The 17,429-nt window shown below is 67.5% G+C and carries 11 protein-coding genes and 2 pseudogenes; 6 read left to right on the top strand and 7 right to left on the bottom strand.

The features are described from left to right. Position 1: 1 nt before the first annotated feature. Positions 2-682 (bottom strand): annotated as a pseudogene (locus tag NGK70_RS17070) (IS701 family transposase); the annotation flags it as partial. 88 nt (positions 683-770) lie between these two features. Between NGK70_RS17070 and NGK70_RS17065 the strand changes: the two are divergent. After that, complete coding sequence (locus tag NGK70_RS17065) at positions 771-2,591, top strand: carboxypeptidase regulatory-like domain-containing protein (protein WP_251969694.1); 1,821 nt, start codon at positions 771-773, stop codon at positions 2,589-2,591. Positions 2,592-2,672: 81 nt separating this feature from the next. On the opposite strand, the gene mfd is transcribed toward NGK70_RS17065, so the two are convergent. Continuing rightward, on the bottom strand, positions 2,673-6,209 hold the full coding sequence (gene mfd / locus NGK70_RS17060; RefSeq protein ID WP_251969693.1) for a transcription-repair coupling factor: 3,537 nt from the start codon (positions 6,207-6,209) through the stop codon (positions 2,673-2,675). A gap of 129 nt (positions 6,210-6,338) precedes the next feature. On the opposite strand from mfd, the gene ispD reads away from it, so the two are divergent. The 3 genes from ispD (at position 6,339) to ispF (ending at position 8,320) form a co-directional block, all read left to right on the top strand. Further along, positions 6,339-7,055, top strand: coding sequence for a 2-C-methyl-D-erythritol 4-phosphate cytidylyltransferase (ispD, locus tag NGK70_RS17055; protein WP_251969692.1), 717 nt, complete (start codon positions 6,339-6,341; stop codon positions 7,053-7,055). Positions 7,056-7,188: 133 nt separating this feature from the next. Then, positions 7,189-7,767 carry an NYN domain-containing protein gene (locus NGK70_RS17050; RefSeq protein ID WP_251969691.1) on the top strand — a complete coding sequence of 193 codons (579 nt, stop codon included), beginning with the start codon at positions 7,189-7,191 and terminating at the stop codon, positions 7,765-7,767. Then, entirely contained in the window at positions 7,751-8,320 is a 570-nt protein-coding gene (gene ispF, locus NGK70_RS17045; protein ID WP_251969690.1) for a 2-C-methyl-D-erythritol 2,4-cyclodiphosphate synthase, read from the top strand. The genes NGK70_RS17050 and ispF overlap by 17 nt, the downstream gene beginning before the upstream one ends. Here ispF and moaA read toward each other — a convergent pair. The 5 genes and pseudogenes from moaA to argA all read right to left on the bottom strand — a co-directional run bounded on the left by moaA (position 8,305) and on the right by argA (position 12,538). Continuing rightward, positions 8,305-9,456: a GTP 3',8-cyclase MoaA gene (moaA, locus tag NGK70_RS17040; RefSeq protein ID WP_251969689.1), complete on the bottom strand. Its 1,152-nt coding sequence runs from the start codon at positions 9,454-9,456 to the stop codon at positions 8,305-8,307. The genes ispF and moaA overlap by 16 nt on opposite strands. A gap of 95 nt (positions 9,457-9,551) precedes the next feature. Beyond that, a complete protein-coding gene (locus tag NGK70_RS17035) occupies positions 9,552-10,259 on the bottom strand; it encodes a C40 family peptidase (protein WP_251973811.1) in 708 nt (235 codons plus the stop codon). 182 nt (positions 10,260-10,441) lie between these two features. Then, the gene (locus tag NGK70_RS17030; protein ID WP_251969688.1) at positions 10,442-10,795 is read right to left on the bottom strand and encodes an H-NS histone family protein; all 354 of its coding nucleotides are present in this window, start codon (positions 10,793-10,795) and stop codon (positions 10,442-10,444) included. Between the two features lie 127 nt (positions 10,796-10,922). After that, on the bottom strand, positions 10,923-11,195 hold the full coding sequence (locus NGK70_RS17025) for an oxidative damage protection protein (RefSeq protein ID WP_251969687.1): 273 nt from the start codon (positions 11,193-11,195) through the stop codon (positions 10,923-10,925). Positions 11,196-11,261: 66 nt separating this feature from the next. After that, positions 11,262-12,538: pseudogene (argA, locus tag NGK70_RS17020) on the bottom strand (amino-acid N-acetyltransferase). A 376-nt stretch (positions 12,539-12,914) separates the two neighbouring features. Between argA and NGK70_RS17015 the strand changes: the two are divergent. Together NGK70_RS17015 and hrpA are read left to right on the top strand one after the other, a co-directional pair. Next, the gene (locus tag NGK70_RS17015; protein ID WP_251969686.1) at positions 12,915-13,301 is read left to right on the top strand and encodes a VOC family protein; all 387 of its coding nucleotides are present in this window, start codon (positions 12,915-12,917) and stop codon (positions 13,299-13,301) included. Between the two features lie 62 nt (positions 13,302-13,363). Then, positions 13,364-17,410 carry an ATP-dependent RNA helicase HrpA gene (gene hrpA, locus NGK70_RS17010; protein ID WP_428985525.1) on the top strand — a complete coding sequence of 1,349 codons (4,047 nt, stop codon included), beginning with the start codon at positions 13,364-13,366 and terminating at the stop codon, positions 17,408-17,410. Positions 17,411-17,429 lie beyond the last annotated feature (19 nt).

Raw genomic sequence — 17,429 nt, 5'->3', positions numbered from 1 at the left:
CGTAAGTCCTAAGCTTGATGTCACTGGGAAACTTGAACAGTTTGACGTGTTTGCCATGCACATGTTCTTGGGCACTCCACTGCAGCGTACTGACCGCCTTGTAGGGCTGCTGGCCTTGGCTGTCGTCAACCTTGCGATTGCTCTTGAGCGGGCAGTAGAAGTGCTTGCCCGCCCGGTGGATGTGCTTCATCAGATCCATGGTGGCGTACCAGGAGTCCATCAGCACGGTGCGAAAGGGCAGCTTCTTGTGCGCCATGGCATTGTCGAACATCTCCTGGACATGATCCAGCTTGGACTTGCCGTCTTCGTCAGGCGCATAGATGCGCCAGTCGATGATCCAGTAGTGGCCGGTCTTGATGTTCACGTACAGGCAGTTGACCACCCCAATGCCCTTGATCAGGCCGTGGGCGTTGCCGCTGTACTGTTTGCGCACCAGCTCGATTTTGTGCGAGTGGTTCTTGTCCAGAACGCTGTCATCGAAAACCAGGCAGGCATCGTCGTCAAATTCGATGTTTCGTCGGGCCAGATTCCAGACATCGGCCGGGCTGATATTGGCAGCCTGCAAGTAGCGATTTATGGCGTCATGAGAAAACCTCTGATGGTGATCCGCAAAATAGGTCTGCGTGTAGTTGATTTGTGTGGATATCAGAAATTGGCAGTAGTCTCGGCTCGTGGGTTTCATGGTGAATATATTATCACAAATACCACGAAATCGGCGCCGATATATTAAATAATCTAGTTTGATTTAAACGTTTGCGTAAGTCCTAAATATGTTTGCATGGTTCAAGTACCTGCTGTGGCTGCCCTTGTGGTTGGCGTTGTCCCTGGTGGGATGCGGCGGCGGAGAGGGGGGCCAAGAATCGTCCGATGGCCGTCCAACGATCACCACCCAACCGGCGGCGCAAACGGTGAACGAGGGTAGTTCCGCGACCTTCACGGTGGTGGCGGCTGGCAATGCGACGCTCTCCTATCAGTGGACGCGAGGCGGCGTTGCCATAGCCGGTGCCACGTCAGCCACGTACGCGACCCCGGCGACGGGCGCTGCCGACGAGGGAGCAACGTTCGCGGTCATCGTCACCAACTCGCTGGGCTCCGTCACCAGCCAGGCGGCGAGCCTGCATGTGACGCTGATGCCGCGGGGAACGGTGGCCGGTGAGGTTCGTACAACCGACGGTGCCGTGTTGCAGGGGGCCACTGTCACCGCTGGCGCAGTCAGTGCCACGACGAACTCGGCAGGTCGCTACACCATGTCCGTCCCTGTGGGCGAGCGAGTGCTGGTGAGTTTCAGCGCCACGGGCCATGCGGGAACCCAGCGTCCGGCAGCCGTGACTGCGTCGAGCAGCACGACGGTGAACGCCCAGTTGATCCCGGTGGGCGCGTCTCAGGCAGTCAATGTGGCTGCCGGAGGAGTCGTCACGGTGCCGAGTTCCACGGCGCAGGTGACCTTTCCTGCCAACGCGCTTGTACGTGAAGACGGCGCTGCGTCAGCGGCTTCTGTGACCGTGGCCGTGACGCCGATCGATCCGTCGCTGGATGTCAACCGCATGCCCGGTGACTACACCACCATGGTGGGAAGCACGGCCACGCCGATCGAAAGCTTTGGCGCTATCTCCGTGGACATCCGTGACGCCGGGGGCGCGCGTTACAACCTGGCCTCGGGCCGCAGTGCGACGATCCGCATCCCGTTGAGCACCCGCACGCCGTCGTCGTCGACCCCGACCTCTATTCCGCTGTTCTATTACAACGAGAGCACGGGCCGCTGGGTGCAGGAAGGCACGGCCACCCTGCGGGGTACGGCGCCCAACCAGTACTACGAGGGCACGGTCACGCACTTCAGTGTCTGGAACGCCGATCAGGTGATTGAGACGGTGTACCTGAACGGCTGTGTGCGCAATGCGGCCAATCAGCCGGTGGCCAATGCCTTGGTCGCCACGGATGGCATCAACTACAGCGGCACTTCCACCGCGACCTCGGCAGCTGACGGCACCTTCCGCGTTGCGGTCAAGCGCAACTCGCAGTTGACCGTCACCGCGTTGGCGAACAACCTGTTGACCAATACGCTGTCGGCCACGTCAGGGAGTTCGGATTCCACGCTGCCCAGTTGCCTGGTGCTGTCGGAAACTGCGGCCAGCCTCAACATCCGGCTCACATGGGGTGAACTTCCGAGTGATGTGGATTCCCACATCTACCTGCCCAGCGGCAGCCACATTTACTACGGCTCCACGGGCAGCCTGCTCTCGCCGACGTTTGCCAATCTGGATGTCGACGACACCACCGGATACGGTCCGGAGGTGGTGACCGTGTCGAAGCTGATGGTCGGGACGTATCGCTACTTCCTGCGCAACTACAGCGGTACCTTCAATCCCGGTATGACCGCCTCGCCGGTTCGCGTTGAATTGAACCTGAACGGAGCTCAGCGGGTCTTCGTGCCCGGCAGCGGTGAAGGCACCAGCAACTACTACTGGCACGCCTTCGACCTGATGGTGGCGGCCGACTGCTCCGTGACCATCACCCCGGTCAATACCTGGTCGGCCTCGCAGCCTGCCCAGCCAACCCAGCCGTCGACGCTGACTTACTGCAGCGCACCGTGATCAGGCGGTTGCGTCAGTGAGAAAGAGGGGCCCTTCGGGGCCCCTTCTTGCTTCTGCCCTCGCAGTGAGGCGCGCGCCTGCTCAAGTCGCAGCCAGCGGCTGCCCCAGCCCCCGCAGCACATCGCGCACGTACTGCACCCGGTCCTTGGCCTCCGGGAAGGCCCGCTCGATGCGCAGCTTGTCGTTGCCGGCGAGCTTGACGTTCCTGTTCTTCTGCACCAGCTCGATGATGCGCACCGGGTCGATGGGCGGGTTGGGGCGGAAGTGGATGTTCATCACGCCCGGCGCGGCGTCGATCTTGACGATGCCATAGGGCCGGGCCTGCAGGCGCAGGCGGTGCAGGTCGAACAGCGACTGGCCCTGCGTAGGCAGCTTGCCGAAGCGGTCGGTCACCTCTTCGAGCAGCGCATCGACCTTGTCGAGCTTCTCGGCCGTGGCCAGGCGCTTGTAGAGGTTCAGGCGCACGTGCACGTCGGGGCAGTAGCCGTCGGGCAGCAGCGCGGGGGTGTGCAGGTTGATCTCGGTGTTGGCGCCGAAGAAGCCGGTGGGCGAGAGCAGGTCCGGCTCCTTGCCGGCCTTCAGTGATCGCACGGCCTCGGCCAGCATCTCGTTGTAGAGCTGGAAGCCCACCTCCATCATGTTGCCGCTCTGGCTGTCGCCCAGCACCTCGCCGGCGCCGCGGATCTCCAGGTCGTGCATCGCAAGGTAGAAGCCGCTGCCCAGCTCCTCCATCGCCTGGATCGCGTCCAGGCGCTGCTGGGCCTGCTTGGTCAGGCCCTCGATGTCGGGCACCAGCAGGTAGGCATAGGCCTGGTGGTGGCTGCGGCCCACGCGCCCGCGCAGCTGGTGCAGCTGGGCGAGGCCGAACTTGTCGGCGCGGCTGATGACGATGGTGTTGGCCGTGGGCACGTCGATGCCGGTCTCGATGATGGTCGAGCACAGCAGCACGTTGTGGCGCTGGGCGACGAAGTCGCGCATCACCCGCTCCAGCTCCCGCTCGGGCATCTGGCCGTGCGCCACCGCGATGCGCGCCTCGGGCAGCAACTCTTCCAGCGCCTGGCGGCGGTTCTCGATCGTCTCCACCTCGTTGTGCAGGAAGTAGATCTGCCCGCCGCGCTTGAGCTCGCGCATCACCGCCTCGCGGATGGTGCCCTTGTTCTCGTTGCGCACGAAGGTCTTGATTGCCAGGCGGCGCTGCGGCGCGGTGGCGATCACGCTCAGGTCGCGCAGGCCTTCCAGCGCCATGCCCAGCGTGCGCGGGATGGGCGTGGCGGTGAGCGTCAGCACGTCCACCTCGGCGCGCAGCGCCTTCATCTGCTCCTTGTGGCGCACGCCGAAGCGGTGCTCCTCGTCGATGATCAAGAGGCCCAGGTTCTTGAACTTGGTGTCCGCACTCAGCAGCTTGTGCGTGCCGACCACGATGTCCACCGTGCCTGCGGCCAGGCCTTCCATGGCCGTCTTGATCTCCTTGGGGGAGCGGAAGCGGCTCATCTCGGCCACCTTCACCGGCCACTGCGCAAAGCGATCGGCAAAGGTCTGGCAGTGCTGTTCGGCCAGCAGCGTGGTGGGGGCGAGCACGGCGACCTGCTTGCCGCCGGTGACCGCCACGAAGGCCGCGCGCAGCGCCACCTCGGTCTTGCCGAAGCCCACGTCGCCGCAGACCAGCCGGTCCATCGGCCGCGGGCTGATCATGTCCTGGATCACGGCGTGGATCGCGGCGGCCTGGTCGGACGTTTCCTCGAAGCCGAAGCTGGCGGCAAAGGCCTCGTAGTCCTGCGGCGAGTAGCGGAAGGCAAAACCCTCGCGCGCGGCGCGGCGCGCGTAGAGGTTGAGCAGCTCGGCCGCGGCGTCGCGCACCTGCTCGGCCGCCTTTCGCTTGGCCTTTTCCCACTGGCCCGAGCCCAGCTTGTGCAGCGGCGCCTCTTCGGCCGAGACGCCGGTGTAGCGGCTGATGAGCTGCAGCTGGCTCACCGGCACGTACAGCGTGGCCTTGTCGGCGTACTCCAGGTGCAGGAACTCCGAGCTGCCGTCCGGGCCCAGCTCGATGTTCACCAGCCCCCGGTAGCGGCCGATGCCGTGGTTGGCGTGCACCACCGGGTCGCCGATCTTCAGCTCGGAGAGGTCCTTGATCAGCGCATCGACGTCGCTGGTGGCCTCCTGCTTGCGGCGCCGCCGTGCGGTGGGCGTGGCGTCGAAGAGCTCGGTTTCGGTGACGAACTGGATGCCGAACCCGGGGGCAGCGTCGGTCCAGAAGAAGCCCGCGGCGAGCGGTGCGGTGGCAATCGCATAGGCGTGGTCGCCAGCCAGGAAGGCGGCGAGGCTGTCCACCGCGGGCGGCTCCAGCCGGTGGTCGCGCAGCAGCTCCAGCAGGCTCTCGCGCCGCCCGGCGCTCTCGGCCAGCAGCAGCACGCGGGTGGGCGCCTGGCCCTCGGCCGTGCCGCCCGTGGCCCCGCGCTGGCCGATGCGCACCAGGTGGTCTTCCAGCCGCTTGAGCGGGTCGGTGCCGCCGCGCTGCACGCTCAGGTCGGGCAGGGGGCGGGCCCATGAAGCCGCAGCTGCGGCTTCATTCCCATGACCGACCGGTTCGCTACCGCGGATCGACAGCTGCGCATGCCGGTTGCAGCGGGCGTAGAAGTCCTCCGGGCGCAGGTAGATCGCCTCGGGCGGCAGCACCGGCCGCTCCGGGTCGTGCTGCAGGAACTTGTGGCGCTCGCGGGTTTCGCCCCAGAAGCGGTTCAGCGCCTCGTCCACCTCGCCGTGCAGGGCCAAGGCGGCCGTCTCGCCCAGGTAGTCGAAGAAGGTGGCCGTCTCGTCGAAGAACAGTGGCAGGTAGTACTCGATGCCCGCGGTGGCCACGCCAGCGGCCATGTCCTTGTAGATGCGCGAGCGGGTCGGATCGCCGTCCATGCGCTCGCGCCAGCGGGCGCGGAAGGCCGTGCGCGCCGCGTCGTCCATCGGGAATTCGCGGCCTGGCAGCAGCCGCACCTCGGGCACCGGGTAGAGGCTGCGCTGGCTGTCGGGGTCGAAGACGCGGATCGAGTCGATCTCGTTGTCGAACAGGTCCACCCGGTAGGGCACCGGCGAGCCCATCGGGTAGAGGTCGATCAGACCGCCGCGCACCGCGTATTCGCCGGGCGACACCACTTGGCCGACATGTTGGTAGCCCGCCAGCGTGAGCTGGCGCTTCAGCGCCGCCTCGTCGAGCTGCTGCTTCTGCTTGAAGTGGAAGGTGTAGCCGGCCATGAAGCCGGGGGGCGCGAGCCGGGTCAGCGCAGTGGTGGCCGGCAGCAGCACCACGTCGACCTCGCCACGTTGTGGGCCCTGCAGCACGCGCCACAGCGTGGCCAGGCGCTCGGAGATCAGGTCCTGGTGCGGGCTGAAGCTGTCGTAGGCCAGCGTCTCCCAGTCCGGGAACACCGCCACGCGCAGCTCCGGCGCGAAGAAGGCCAGCTCATCGGGCAGGCGCTGCGCATCGGCCGGCTCGGCACAGACCACCGCCAGCAGCCGCTGCTCGGCACGGCGCGCCTGGGCGAAGCGCGCCAGCAGCAGCGCATCGGCCGAGCCAATCGGACGGGGGACGGTGTAACGCTTGCCGGGGGCGATGGAGGGGAGCTGCATGGCGGACGGCGTCGGGCAATGAAAGCGCGCCGCCGGGTCGAGGCCGGGCGGCGCGGGGGCTGGGAGGCGATCGATTCTAGGCGGCGCCCCGTGCGCTGGCCGGCCGGACGCCATGCACAATCCGCGGCCATGAACATCGCCATCGGCCTCGAACCCCGTTGCTTTGCCCTCGTGCCCTGCGCAGGCGTGGGTGTGCGTGCTGGTGTGGGTGGGCCCAAGCAGTACCACCCGCTGGCGGGTCGGGCGGTGGTGGCGCACACGCTGGCGGCGCTGCGCCAGGTCCGCCGCCTGAGTGCGACGCTGGTGGTGCTGTCACCGGACGATGATCGCTTCGAGGCCGTTGTCCCCGAGCACCTTGGCGAGCAGGCCTGGGTGGCGCGCTGCGGCGGTGCCAGCCGGGCCGAGACGGTGGCCAACGGGCTCGCGGCGCTGGCCGCGCGCGGCGTGCAGCCGCACGACTGGGTGCTGGTGCACGATGCGGCGCGCTGCCTGCTGCAGCCGGCCTGGGTGGACCGGCTGATCGACGCCTGCCAGGATGACGAGGTGGGCGGACTGCTCGCCCTGCCAGTGGCCGACACGCTCAAGCAGGAGGTCGACGGCCGCGCCGTCGCCACCGTGCCGCGCGCGGGCAAGTGGGCGGCGCAGACGCCGCAGATGTTCCGCCTCGGCCTGCTGCGCCCGGCGCTGGTCAGCGCTGGCGAGGCAGTGACCGACGAGGCCAGCGCGGTCGAGGCCCTGGGACATGCGCCGCGGCTGGTGCGCGGTGACACGCTGAACCTGAAGGTGACCTGGCCGGAGGACTTCCGGCTGGCCGAACGGTTGTTGCACACGGCCACGATGGCCTGATCCGCCGCGGCGTAGCACGGGCGGCGTATGCTCGCGCTCCCGCGGTGGCCGACGAGGCGACCGCGTCTCTGGTCGTACCGGTGCGAGCCGGCCGACCCCTATGTTCCGTCTTTCAACCCGTGAGACACACCCCATGTCCGACAAGAAGACCATCTGGATCGTCGATGGCGCCTATCTCTTCAACCATGGCCGCAACAAGCCGTTCGACTACCTGAAGCTCAAGGCGGAGATCGAGCGTGCCAACGGGGGCCGGCTGCACGAGGCCTACTACCTCAACACCACGCCGGACATTGCCACGGACAGCCAGAACGCCTTCCACAGCTGGCTGAAGTCGGCCGCGCCGCGCGGGCCGAAGATGCGCGTGCAGCTCTACTCGCTCAAGGAGCTGAACTGCACCTGCCCGAGCTGTGGCCAGGGCTTCAGCCGCTCGGTACAGAAGGGCGTGGACGTGGGCATCGCCACGCTGATCGTCAAGCTGGCGGCGCAGAACTGCTACGACCGGCTGATCCTCTCGGCCGGCGACGGTGACTTCGAGGACGCGATCACCTACATCAAGTCCGACCTGCACAAGGAGTTCTGGCTGCACGGTGCGATGGCCAACCTGTCCACCGACCTGCAGTGCTACGCCGACGAGGTGCTGTGGATCGACGACATGCACCCGGCGATCGACAAGGACAAGCCCGGGAGCAATGGCGATGGCAACCGCAGCTGAAGCGATGGCAGCGCCGGCCCCTGTGCTGCCCCTGCCCCTGCGAATTGGCGAGGGTTGGGATACCCATGCGCTGGTGCCCGGGCGGGCGCTGGTGCTGGGGGGCGTGACGATCCCGCATGAGCGCGGCCTGCTGGGGCATTCCGATGCGGATGCGCTGCTGCATGCGATCACCGATGCGCTGCTGGGCGGCGCCGGCCTGGGCGACATCGGCCGCCACTTCCCGGACACGGCGCTGGAGTTCAAGGGCGCCGATTCGCACCAGTTGCTGGCCGAGGCGGTGCGCCGCGTGCGCGCGGCGGGCTGGGTGGTGGGCAATGTCGACAGCACCATCATCGCCCAGGCGCCCCGCATGGCGGCCCACATCCCGGCGATGGTGGCGCGCATCGCCGATGCGTTGGGCGTGAGCGCCGACCGGGTCAACGTCAAGGCCAAGACGGCCGAGCGCATGGGCCCGGTGGGCCGCGGTGAAGCGATCGAGGCGCGGGCGGTGGCGCTGCTGCTGCGCGCGCCGGATCAGCCGCTGGATCAACCGTCGATTCACCCGCCGATGTAGCTCATCTCCACGCGCCGCTGGGCCGGGCCCACGCTCGGTGCCAGGCTGGCGCGCAACTCCGAGTACCGGTCGCTGCGGCCGGCCCAGAGCGCGGCGATGGCTGCGCTGATGGCCGCGTCATCGTGGCGAGCGCTGCCCGCGCCCTCGCTGTCACGCAGCAGGCTGCGCAGGTCATGGCCCTGGCCAGCGAACAGGCAGAGGTAGAGCTGGCCCTCGGTGGACAGGCGGATGCGGTTGCAGTCGCCACAGAAGGCCTGCGTGACGCTGGAGATGAAGCCGATCTCGCCACCGCCGTCGCGGTATGCCCAGCGCTGTGCCGTCTCGCCCGGCTGGGCGGCGTCGAGCGCCACGAGCGGGAACTCGCTGTCGATGCACTGGCGCACCTGATCGGAGGGCAGCACCTCGTCCATGCGCCAGCCGTTGGTCGCGCCCACGTCCATGTACTCGATGAAGCGCAGCACCACGGCGCTGCCGTAGCGGGCGCGGAAATGCCGCACCATCGGCAGGATCTCGTGGTCGTTGCTGCCGCGCTTGACCACCATGTTGACCTTGATGGGGCCGAGTCCGGCGGCGCAAGCGGCGTCGATGCCGGCCAGCACGTCGGCCACCGGGAAATCCACGTCGTTCATGCGGCGGAAGATCGCGTCGTCCATCGCGTCGAGACTGACCGTCACGCGGCGCAGCCCGGCGGCACGCAGCGCGGCCGCCTTGCGCGCCAGCAGCGAGCCGTTGGTCGTCAGCGTGAGGTCGAGCGCTTCACCGTCGGGGGTGTGCAGGCCGGACAGCATCTCCACCAGGGCTTCGATGTGCTTGCGCAGCAGCGGCTCGCCGCCGGTGAGGCGGATCTTGCGCACCCCGAGGCCGACGAAGATCCGCGCGATGCGGGTGATCTCCTCGAAGCTCAGCAACTGGTTGTGCGGCAGGAAGCGGTGGTTCTTGTCGAACACTTCCTTGGGCATGCAGTAGCTGCAGCGGAAATTGCAGCGGTCGGTGACCGAGATGCGCAGGTCGTGCAGCTGCCGGCCACGGCGATCGAGGGCGGTCGATGCAGCGGGTGGGATCGGATCCGTTGGTACGTGCAAGGCCAGCCCGCGCGGGCCCGCGTCATGGATCGCGATGATGTTGCGTTCGGACATGCTGACATTCTGCCGCCTGGACCCGCTGGCGGAGGCTTACCCCCAGGCGGTGTGGGCCTGCCCGGCGGGCGGCCCGGCAGGTCCACTCGCGCGCGTCAGCGCTGTGGGTCGCTTTCCAGATGCGCTGCCGGAGCGTTCAGTGGCGCAGCAGTGGCCGAGGACACGAAGGAGGGCAGCTTCCAGGCACCGCCGTTGGCCAGTTCCGGCAGGCGGCGTGCGCCGTTGAAGCGCTGCGTCCAGTACGCCTCGCGCATGTCATCCACCCGCACCTGACTGCCGGTGCGTGGGGCATGGATGAACTTGCCATCGCCCATGTAGATGCCCACATGCGAGAAGGCCTTGCGCATGGTGTTGAAGAAAACCAGATCACCCGGCTTGAGGTCGTCGCGCGGGATGCTCAGCAAATCGGCTGACAGGGCTTGGTCGCGCGAGCGACGCGGCAGCAGCCGTCCGATGCTGTTCTCGAAGACATGGCGCGTAAAGCCGCTGCAATCGAAGCCTGTTTCCTCGCTGGTGCCTCCACGGCGGTAGGGCACGCCGAGAAAGTTCATCGCCGACAGCACCAAGTCCGAGGTCGTGTTGCGTACACGGTCAAGCACTCGCTCACCGTCGAAGAAGCCCACCGACACGCCCGGGGCTCGATCCTGCGGTCCGGTGGCTGAACGGCCTGCAGACGCTGCCGCTGCTGCCACCGCAGCAGCATCCGCCGAGCCGGGGGCTGCCTGTGCCGACAGGGACAGCAGCCCTGCAGCCAGCCACAGCGTGCAGCGAACACGCAACTTTGAACGGCGTAAGCGTGACATTTGTAACGACTGGAAAATCAACCCCCAGGATAGGGGGGTGACATGTCCGTTGTCAACCCGGTTGCCTCAAGCAGGGCGTTGGCTGCCGGAGCCTTGCTCGCTGCTGGTGCAAAACAACAAGGCCACCTGAAGTGGCCTTGTCGGGGGATCGGAGGCCTGCCCTTGGGGCAGGCAGCCTGCGATCAAACGGAGAAGTCTTCCAGCTTGCGGCCCGATTCCAGCGCCGCTGCAAGCCACTTGGGCTTGAGGCCGCGGCCTGACCAGGTTTCGCCAGTCGAAGGATCGCGATACTTCGGGGCCACTTTGCGAGGGGCCGTGGCCGGCGCGGCGCCTGCGGCGTTCGCGGCCTTCGGCGGACGGCCCAACCGGTTGGACAGATCGGCGACCGTGATGCCGTGATCGGCCATCATGGCCTTGATCTGGTTGATCACGCCGGAGCGTTCCGCCTTCAGCGTCTCGGCGATCTGCTTTTCCAGGTCGGCCTGCTGTTTGTCCAGCGCAGCCTTTTGCGCAATCAGTTCTTGATAAGTTGCCATCGCGAGGTATCCCCAAGGGGTTGATCCGGGCCGGATTCTATGTAAATTGCCCAGCCCCTGTCCAGCGCGAAATATCACACCGCAAAATCATGGCTCATCGGGTGTGATTTGCGCGTGAGGCCTGGGCTCAGGCCGAAGGCGGTACAAAGCCTGCGGGCTGGTCGGCACCCTCGCCGAAGAAATAACGTTCCATCTGGCGGGCAAGGTATTGACGGGCCCGCGCGTCGGCCAGATTCAGTCGGTTTTCGTTGACCAGCATGGTCTGGTGGCGCAGCCATTGCTGCCAGGCTTCCTTGCTGACTTGGTCATAGATGCGCTTGCCGAGTTCGCCCGGGTACGGGGCGAAGTCGAGGCCTTCGCCTTCCTTCTTCAGGAGGATGCATTGAACGCTGCGTGCCATGGGGTGCTCCTAAGGGCGGGTGGGTATGGCCGGGGTGTCTGGCGGGGCGCCCCGGGCCGCAAAGAATCAGCTCAGCCGTTTGACCAGCACCTGCGAGCGCCGGTCCCAGTTGTATTTGCGCTTGCGTGCCTCGGGCAGCCACTCGGGGTCCACGGGCTGGAAACCCCGCTTGATGAACCAGTGCATCGTGCGCGTCGTGAGCACGTAGATACGCCCTGGACCTGCGGCGATATCGTGAGTGCCGCCATTTCCGCGGTGCGGGCCTCGGGGTAGGGGTACAGGGCCGCGCAGCCAAAGATCACGCCATCGTGCTCGATCACGGTGTAGTTGGTGATGTCGCGCTCGATTTCCGTGCGGTCGCGCTTGACCAGCGTGCCATCGCGCTCGAAGGGCTCGATGAGCTGCAGGATGCCACCCACATCGTCGGAGGAGGCTTCGCGCAGGCTTTCGAGCTTTTCGTCGACCACCATCGTCCCGATGCCATCGTGTGTGAACACCTCCATCAGCAGCGATCCGTCGACGGCAAAGGGCAGGATGTGCGAGCGTTCCACGCCCCCCTCGCAGGCCTTGACACAGTGCTGCAGATAAAAGGCCTCGTCGTTGGGCTGCTGGGGGTGCGGCAGGTTGTTCAGCAGGCGCCGGGCCTCGGCGAGCGCCAACTCAGTGTCGATGGGGCTTTCCGGGTTTCCTGCGTCTTCGTGGATGCCGGCAATTTCGGTCATGAACAGCAGTTTGTCCGCCTGCAGCGCCACGGCCGTGCTGGTGGCCACGTCCTCCATCGTCAGATTGAAGGCCTCGCCGGTGGGTGAAAACCCGAAGGGCGACAGCAGGACCAGCGCACCGATGTCGATGGCCCGGCGCATGGCCGCCGCATCCACTTTGCGCACCACGCCGCTGTGCACGAAATCCACGCCGTCAACGATGCCCACCGGGCGCGCAGTGAGGAAATTGCCTGAAACCACCCGCACCGTGGCGTTGGCCATGGGGGTGTTGGGCAGGCCCTGGGAAAAGGCCGCTTCGATTTCGAACCGCAGCTGCCCGGCCGCCTCCTGCGCACAATCCAGCGCCACCGCGTCGGTGATGCGCTGGCCGTGGCTGAAGCGCGACTCGTGACCCTTGGCGCGCAATTGCTCGGTCAGTTGTGGGCGAAAACCATGCACGAGCACGATGCGGATGCCCATGGCATGGAGGATGGACAGATCCTGCGCGAATGCGTAGAGCTTGCCCGCCGCAATCATCTCGCCGGCCATGCCCACGACAAACGTCTTGCCCCGGTAGGCATGGATATGCGGCGCGACGGCGCGAAACCAGGGAACAAAGGTGTGTGGAAATACGAGGCTCATGAACCGGCAACTTTCGACGGCAGGTCAACGCACCGCTGGCGCAGCCGATAGCGCGCGCGGTCCATGCACGATGCGTGTGGGCTTGGGCCCCCGCAGCAGTGCTCAACAAATGATTGTGCCCCAGTGACGATGGCCTGCCCGACTGGCCTGAAACCCCGCGGTGACGCACGATGGCGATTGCGTGCGCCGAGCGATCACCGATTGACCACCGATTGACGCGACCCCGTGCCGGGTGCAGCATCCACGGCGTCGGACCTGCGCAGTGGATGGATGGTCTGCGGAGGGGCCGGTGTCGGCACCGGCCCCGGCGCAGTGGCAGGCGTCACATGGTTCTCTTGGGTCCTATGTCCCCATGACCATACGAGGAGATTCCCGGATGGATGCGTTTCAAACCCACGGTGCGTTCAGCTGGAACGAATTGATGACGCCCGATCCCGTGGCGGCGGCTGATTTTTATCACCAGCTGCTCGGCTGGAAGTTCGATTCGATGGAGATGGGCATGGGGCCGTACCGGGTGGTGAAGGTCGATGGCCAGGCCGTGGGCGGCATCATGGGCATGCCGCCCGATGCTCCCTCCGGCATGCCGCCCGTGTGGGGCTGCTATGTGACGGTGGACAACGCCGACGAGACGGCCGGCGAGTGCGCGGCACTGGGTGGCAAGGTGCTGATGCCGCCCACCGACATCGAGGGCGTGGGGCGCTTCTCGGTGCTGCAGGACCCGCAGGGGGCCGTGTTCAGCGTCATCGCCTACCTGGATCGCTGAGCCTGCCCATTTGTGCCGCACCGTGCCTGGGCGGGTGAGCGGGCGTGGATAATCCGCGCCCCGTGAATCGTTCCTCCTTGCCGGCCAACCCGGCCACTCTGGCCTCCTCGGCGTCTCCGGCTTCTCCGGCCACCCCTTCCGCTCCAGCGGCTCCCCGTGTCGCCCGTGTGCCGGGCGGAGTTCAGCCCCGACCGCCGCGCCGGCCCTCCCAGGCGGCACGCCCCGCCAACCCCATCCCGCCCATCACCTTCCCCGACGCGCTGCCGGTGTCGGCTCGGCGTGAGGAGATCGCGCGCGCGCTCACCGAGCACCAGGTCATCATCGTCTGCGGCGAAACGGGCTCGGGCAAGACGACCCAGTTGCCGAAGATCGTGCTGGAACTCGGACGGGGCCTGGGCGCCGGAGGCAACGGCCTGATCGGCCACACACAGCCGCGACGGATCGCCGCCAGTTCGGTGGCCAAGCGCATCGCCGACGAGCTGAAGTCGCCGCTGGGCGAGGTGGTCGGCTACAAGGTGCGCTTCCAGGATCGCCTGCAGCCGGGCGCCTCGGTCAAGCTGATGACCGACGGCATCCTGCTGGCCGAGACGCAGACCGATCCGCTGCTCCGCGCCTACGACACGCTGATCATCGACGAGGCGCACGAGCGCAGCCTCAACATCGACTTCCTGCTCGGCTACCTGCGCCAGATCCTGCCGCGCCGGCCGGACCTGAAGATCATCGTCACGTCGGCCACCATCGATGCCGACCGCTTTGCGCAGCATTTCGCGTCGCGCAACGGGCCGGCACCGGTGCTGATGGTGAGCGGGCGCACCTTCCCGGTCGAGCAGCGTTTCAAGGCCTTCGAGGAGACCCGGGACTTCGACCTCAACGACGCGATTGCGGATGCGGTCGACGAGCTCTGGCGCGGTGCCGGCGCGGGCGACATCCTGGTCTTCCTGCCCGGCGAGCGCGAGATCCGCGAGGCGGCCGACCACCTGCGCAAGCACCTGAGCCACCAGCCGCTGCACCGCAACGCGGACATCCTGCCGCTGTTCGCGCGGCTGTCGCAGCAGGAGCAGGACCGCGTCTTCGAGACCGGCGGGGGCCGGCGCATCGTGCTGGCCACCAACGTGGCCGAGACCTCGCTGACGGTGCCGGGCATCCGCTACGTGATCGACAGCGGCCAGGCGCGCGTCAAGCGCTACAGCTACCGCAACAAGGTCGAGCAGTTGCAGGTCGAGCCGATCAGCCAGGCAGCGGCCAACCAGCGCGCCGGGCGCTGCGGGCGGGTGGCCAACGGCATCTGCATCCGGCTCTACGACGAGAAGGACTTCCTGGGCCGGCCGCGCTTCACCGACCCGGAGATCCTGCGCAGCTCGCTGGCCGGCGTGATCCTGCGGATGAAGTCGCTGGGCCTCGGGCTGGTGGAGGACTTCCCGTTCCTGGAGCCGCCGCCGCGCAAGGCGATCGCCGATGGCTACGCGCTGCTGGGCGAGCTGGGCGCGGTGGACGACGCCAATGAGCTGACGCCGATCGGCCGCGAGCTGGCCAAGCTGCCGCTGGACCCGCGCGTGGGCCGCATGATCCTGGAGGCGCGCAACCGCGAGGCGCTGCAGGAGGTGCTGATCATTGCCAGCGCGCTCAGCGTGCAGGACGTGCGCGACCGCCCGCTGGAGGCGCAGCAGGCCGCCGACGAGAAGCACCGGAAGTTCGACGACGAGCGCTCCGAGTTCATGGGCTACCTGAAGCTCTGGGCGTGGATCGAGGAGGGGCGGGGCAACCACGGCCACGCCGATGCCGCCAAGGCCGGGCAGAAGGTCGATTCCCACAAGCTCAGCAACCGCCAGCAGGAGCAGCGCCTGCGCGAGAGCTTCGTCAGCCCGCGCCGCGTGCGCGAGTGGCGCGACATCCACAGCCAGCTGCACACCGTGGTGGCCGAGCATGGCTGGCGCTTGAACAGCGCCGCCGCAACCTACGAGCAGGTCCACCTGTCGATGCTGGCGGGCCTGCTGGGCAACATCGGCCTGAAGGCGGACGACGACGAGTGGTACCTGGGCGCACGTGGCATCAAGTTCTGGCGCCACCCCGGCGCGCACCTGAGCAAGAAGCCGGGACGCTGGCTGGTGGCCGCCGAGCTGGTGGACACCACGCGGCTGTTCGGCCGCGGGCTGGCGGCGATCGAGCCGCAGTGGATCCCGGGCATCGCCGGCCACCTGCTGAAGAAGCAGCTGCTGGAGCCGCACTGGGAGAAGAAGGCCGCCGAGGTGATCGCGCTGGAGCGCGCCACGCTGTACGGCATCGTCGTCTACAGCAACCGGCGGGTGAACTTCGGCAACGTCGATGCCCGTGCGGCGCGCGAGATTTTCATCCGCGAGGCGCTGGTCAATGGCGAGTGGGAGACGCGGCTGCCCTTCCTCGCACACAACCAGAAGATGGTGCGCCAGGTCGAGGAGCTGGAGCACAAGTCGCGCCGGCAGGACGTGCTGGTCGACGACACGCTGATCCATGCCTGGTACGACGAGCTGCTGCCCCAGGACGTGGTCAGCGGCGCCACCTTCGAGCGCTGGTACCGCCAGGCCAGCCGCGACAACCCGAAGCTGCTGCACCTCAGCCGCGACGAGCTGATGCGCCACGAGGCGGCGGGCATCACGACGACGGCCTTCCCCAAGACGATCCGCCTGGGCGGCATCGACTGCGCGGCGACCTACCTGCACCAGCCGGGCGACCCGAAGGACGGCGTGACGGTGACGGTGCCGATCTATGCGCTCAACCAGGTCAGCGAGGAGCGCTGTGACTGGCTGGTGCCCGGCATGCTGGAGGCCAAGGTGCTGGCGCTGGTCAAGAGCCTGCACCAGAAGCCACGCGCCCGGCTGGTGCCGCTGCCCGAGTTCGTGGCCGAGTTCGCCGAGCTGCATCCCTTCGCCCAGGGCAACCTGGTCGACACCCTGCTCAAGGCGGTGCGCGAGCGCAGCCAGATCGCGGTGCAGCGCAACGACTTCAAGCTGGAGCTGCTGCCGCCGCACCTGTTCATGAACCTGCGTGTGGTCGACGAGCATGGCCGCCAGCTCGGCATGGGCCGGCACCTGGCGACGCTCAAGGCCGAGCTGGGTGGGCAGGCGCGTTCGGCCTTCCAGGCGCTGGCAGCGTTGAAGGTGGCCAGCGGGGCGCCGGCCCCCTCACCCCAGCCCTCTCCCGCGGGGGGGAGAGGGAGCAAGACCGGTGCGGAGCCGGGCAACGGAACGGGCCGTGGTGAGGAGGCTGCTGGCGTCGCGGCCACGCCGCAGAGCTACACCGCCTGGACCTTTGGCGAGCTGCCCGATCTGATGGAGATCCGCAAGGCGGGGCAGACGTTGGTGGGCTTCCCGGCGCTGATCGACCGGGGCGCGCACGTGGAGATCGAGGTCTTCGACGAACCGGCATCGGCCGCGCTCCAGCACCGCCAGGGCCTGCGCCGGCTGGTGGCGCTGCAGCTCAAGGAGCCGCTGAAGTACCTTGAAAAGAACATCCCGGACCTGCAGAAGATGGCGGTGGCCTTCATGGGCCTGGGCAGCGTGGACGAGCTGCGCGCCCAGATCATCGAGGTGGCGCTGGACCGCGCCTTCCTCGCCGAGCCACTGCCGACCGACGCGACGGCCTTCCAGCGCCGCATCGACGAGGGGCGCGCGCGCCTGAACCTGATCGCGCAGGAGGTGGCTCGGCAGGCCGGTGCGATCCTGGTCGAGTACGCCGCGGCGCAGCGCAAGCTCAAGGACAGCCGGCCGGCCAAGGAGGTGGCCGACGACATCACCGCGCAGCTGCAGCGCCTGGTGCCCAAGCGCTTTGTCGCCACGACCGCCTGGGCGCAGCTGGCGCACCTGCCGCGGTACCTGAAGGCCATCGTGGCCCGGCTGGACAAGCTGCGTGCCGACCCGGCGCGTGACGCCCAGCGCCTGGCCGAGCTGCGCCCGCTGGAGCAGCGCTACACCCGCCGGCTGGCGGAGCTGAAGGGCACCGGCGACGCGCGCCTGGCGGAGTACCGCTGGCTGCTGGAGGAGCTGCGCGTCAGCCTGTTTGCCCAGGAGCTGCGCACGCCGCAGCCAGTGAGCGTGAAGCGGCTGGACAAGGTCTGGGAGCAGCTCAGCCGCTGAGGTGGCCCGCCGGGGCGGC

Origin of the sequence: Sphaerotilus microaerophilus, from assembly GCF_023734135.1 — a bacterium.
GTDB classification, from domain to species: Bacteria; Pseudomonadota; Gammaproteobacteria; order Burkholderiales; family Burkholderiaceae_C; genus Sphaerotilus; species Sphaerotilus microaerophilus.
The sequence above is the reverse complement of the archived record's forward strand: the minus strand, read 5'-3'. Positions and strand labels throughout refer to the sequence as shown.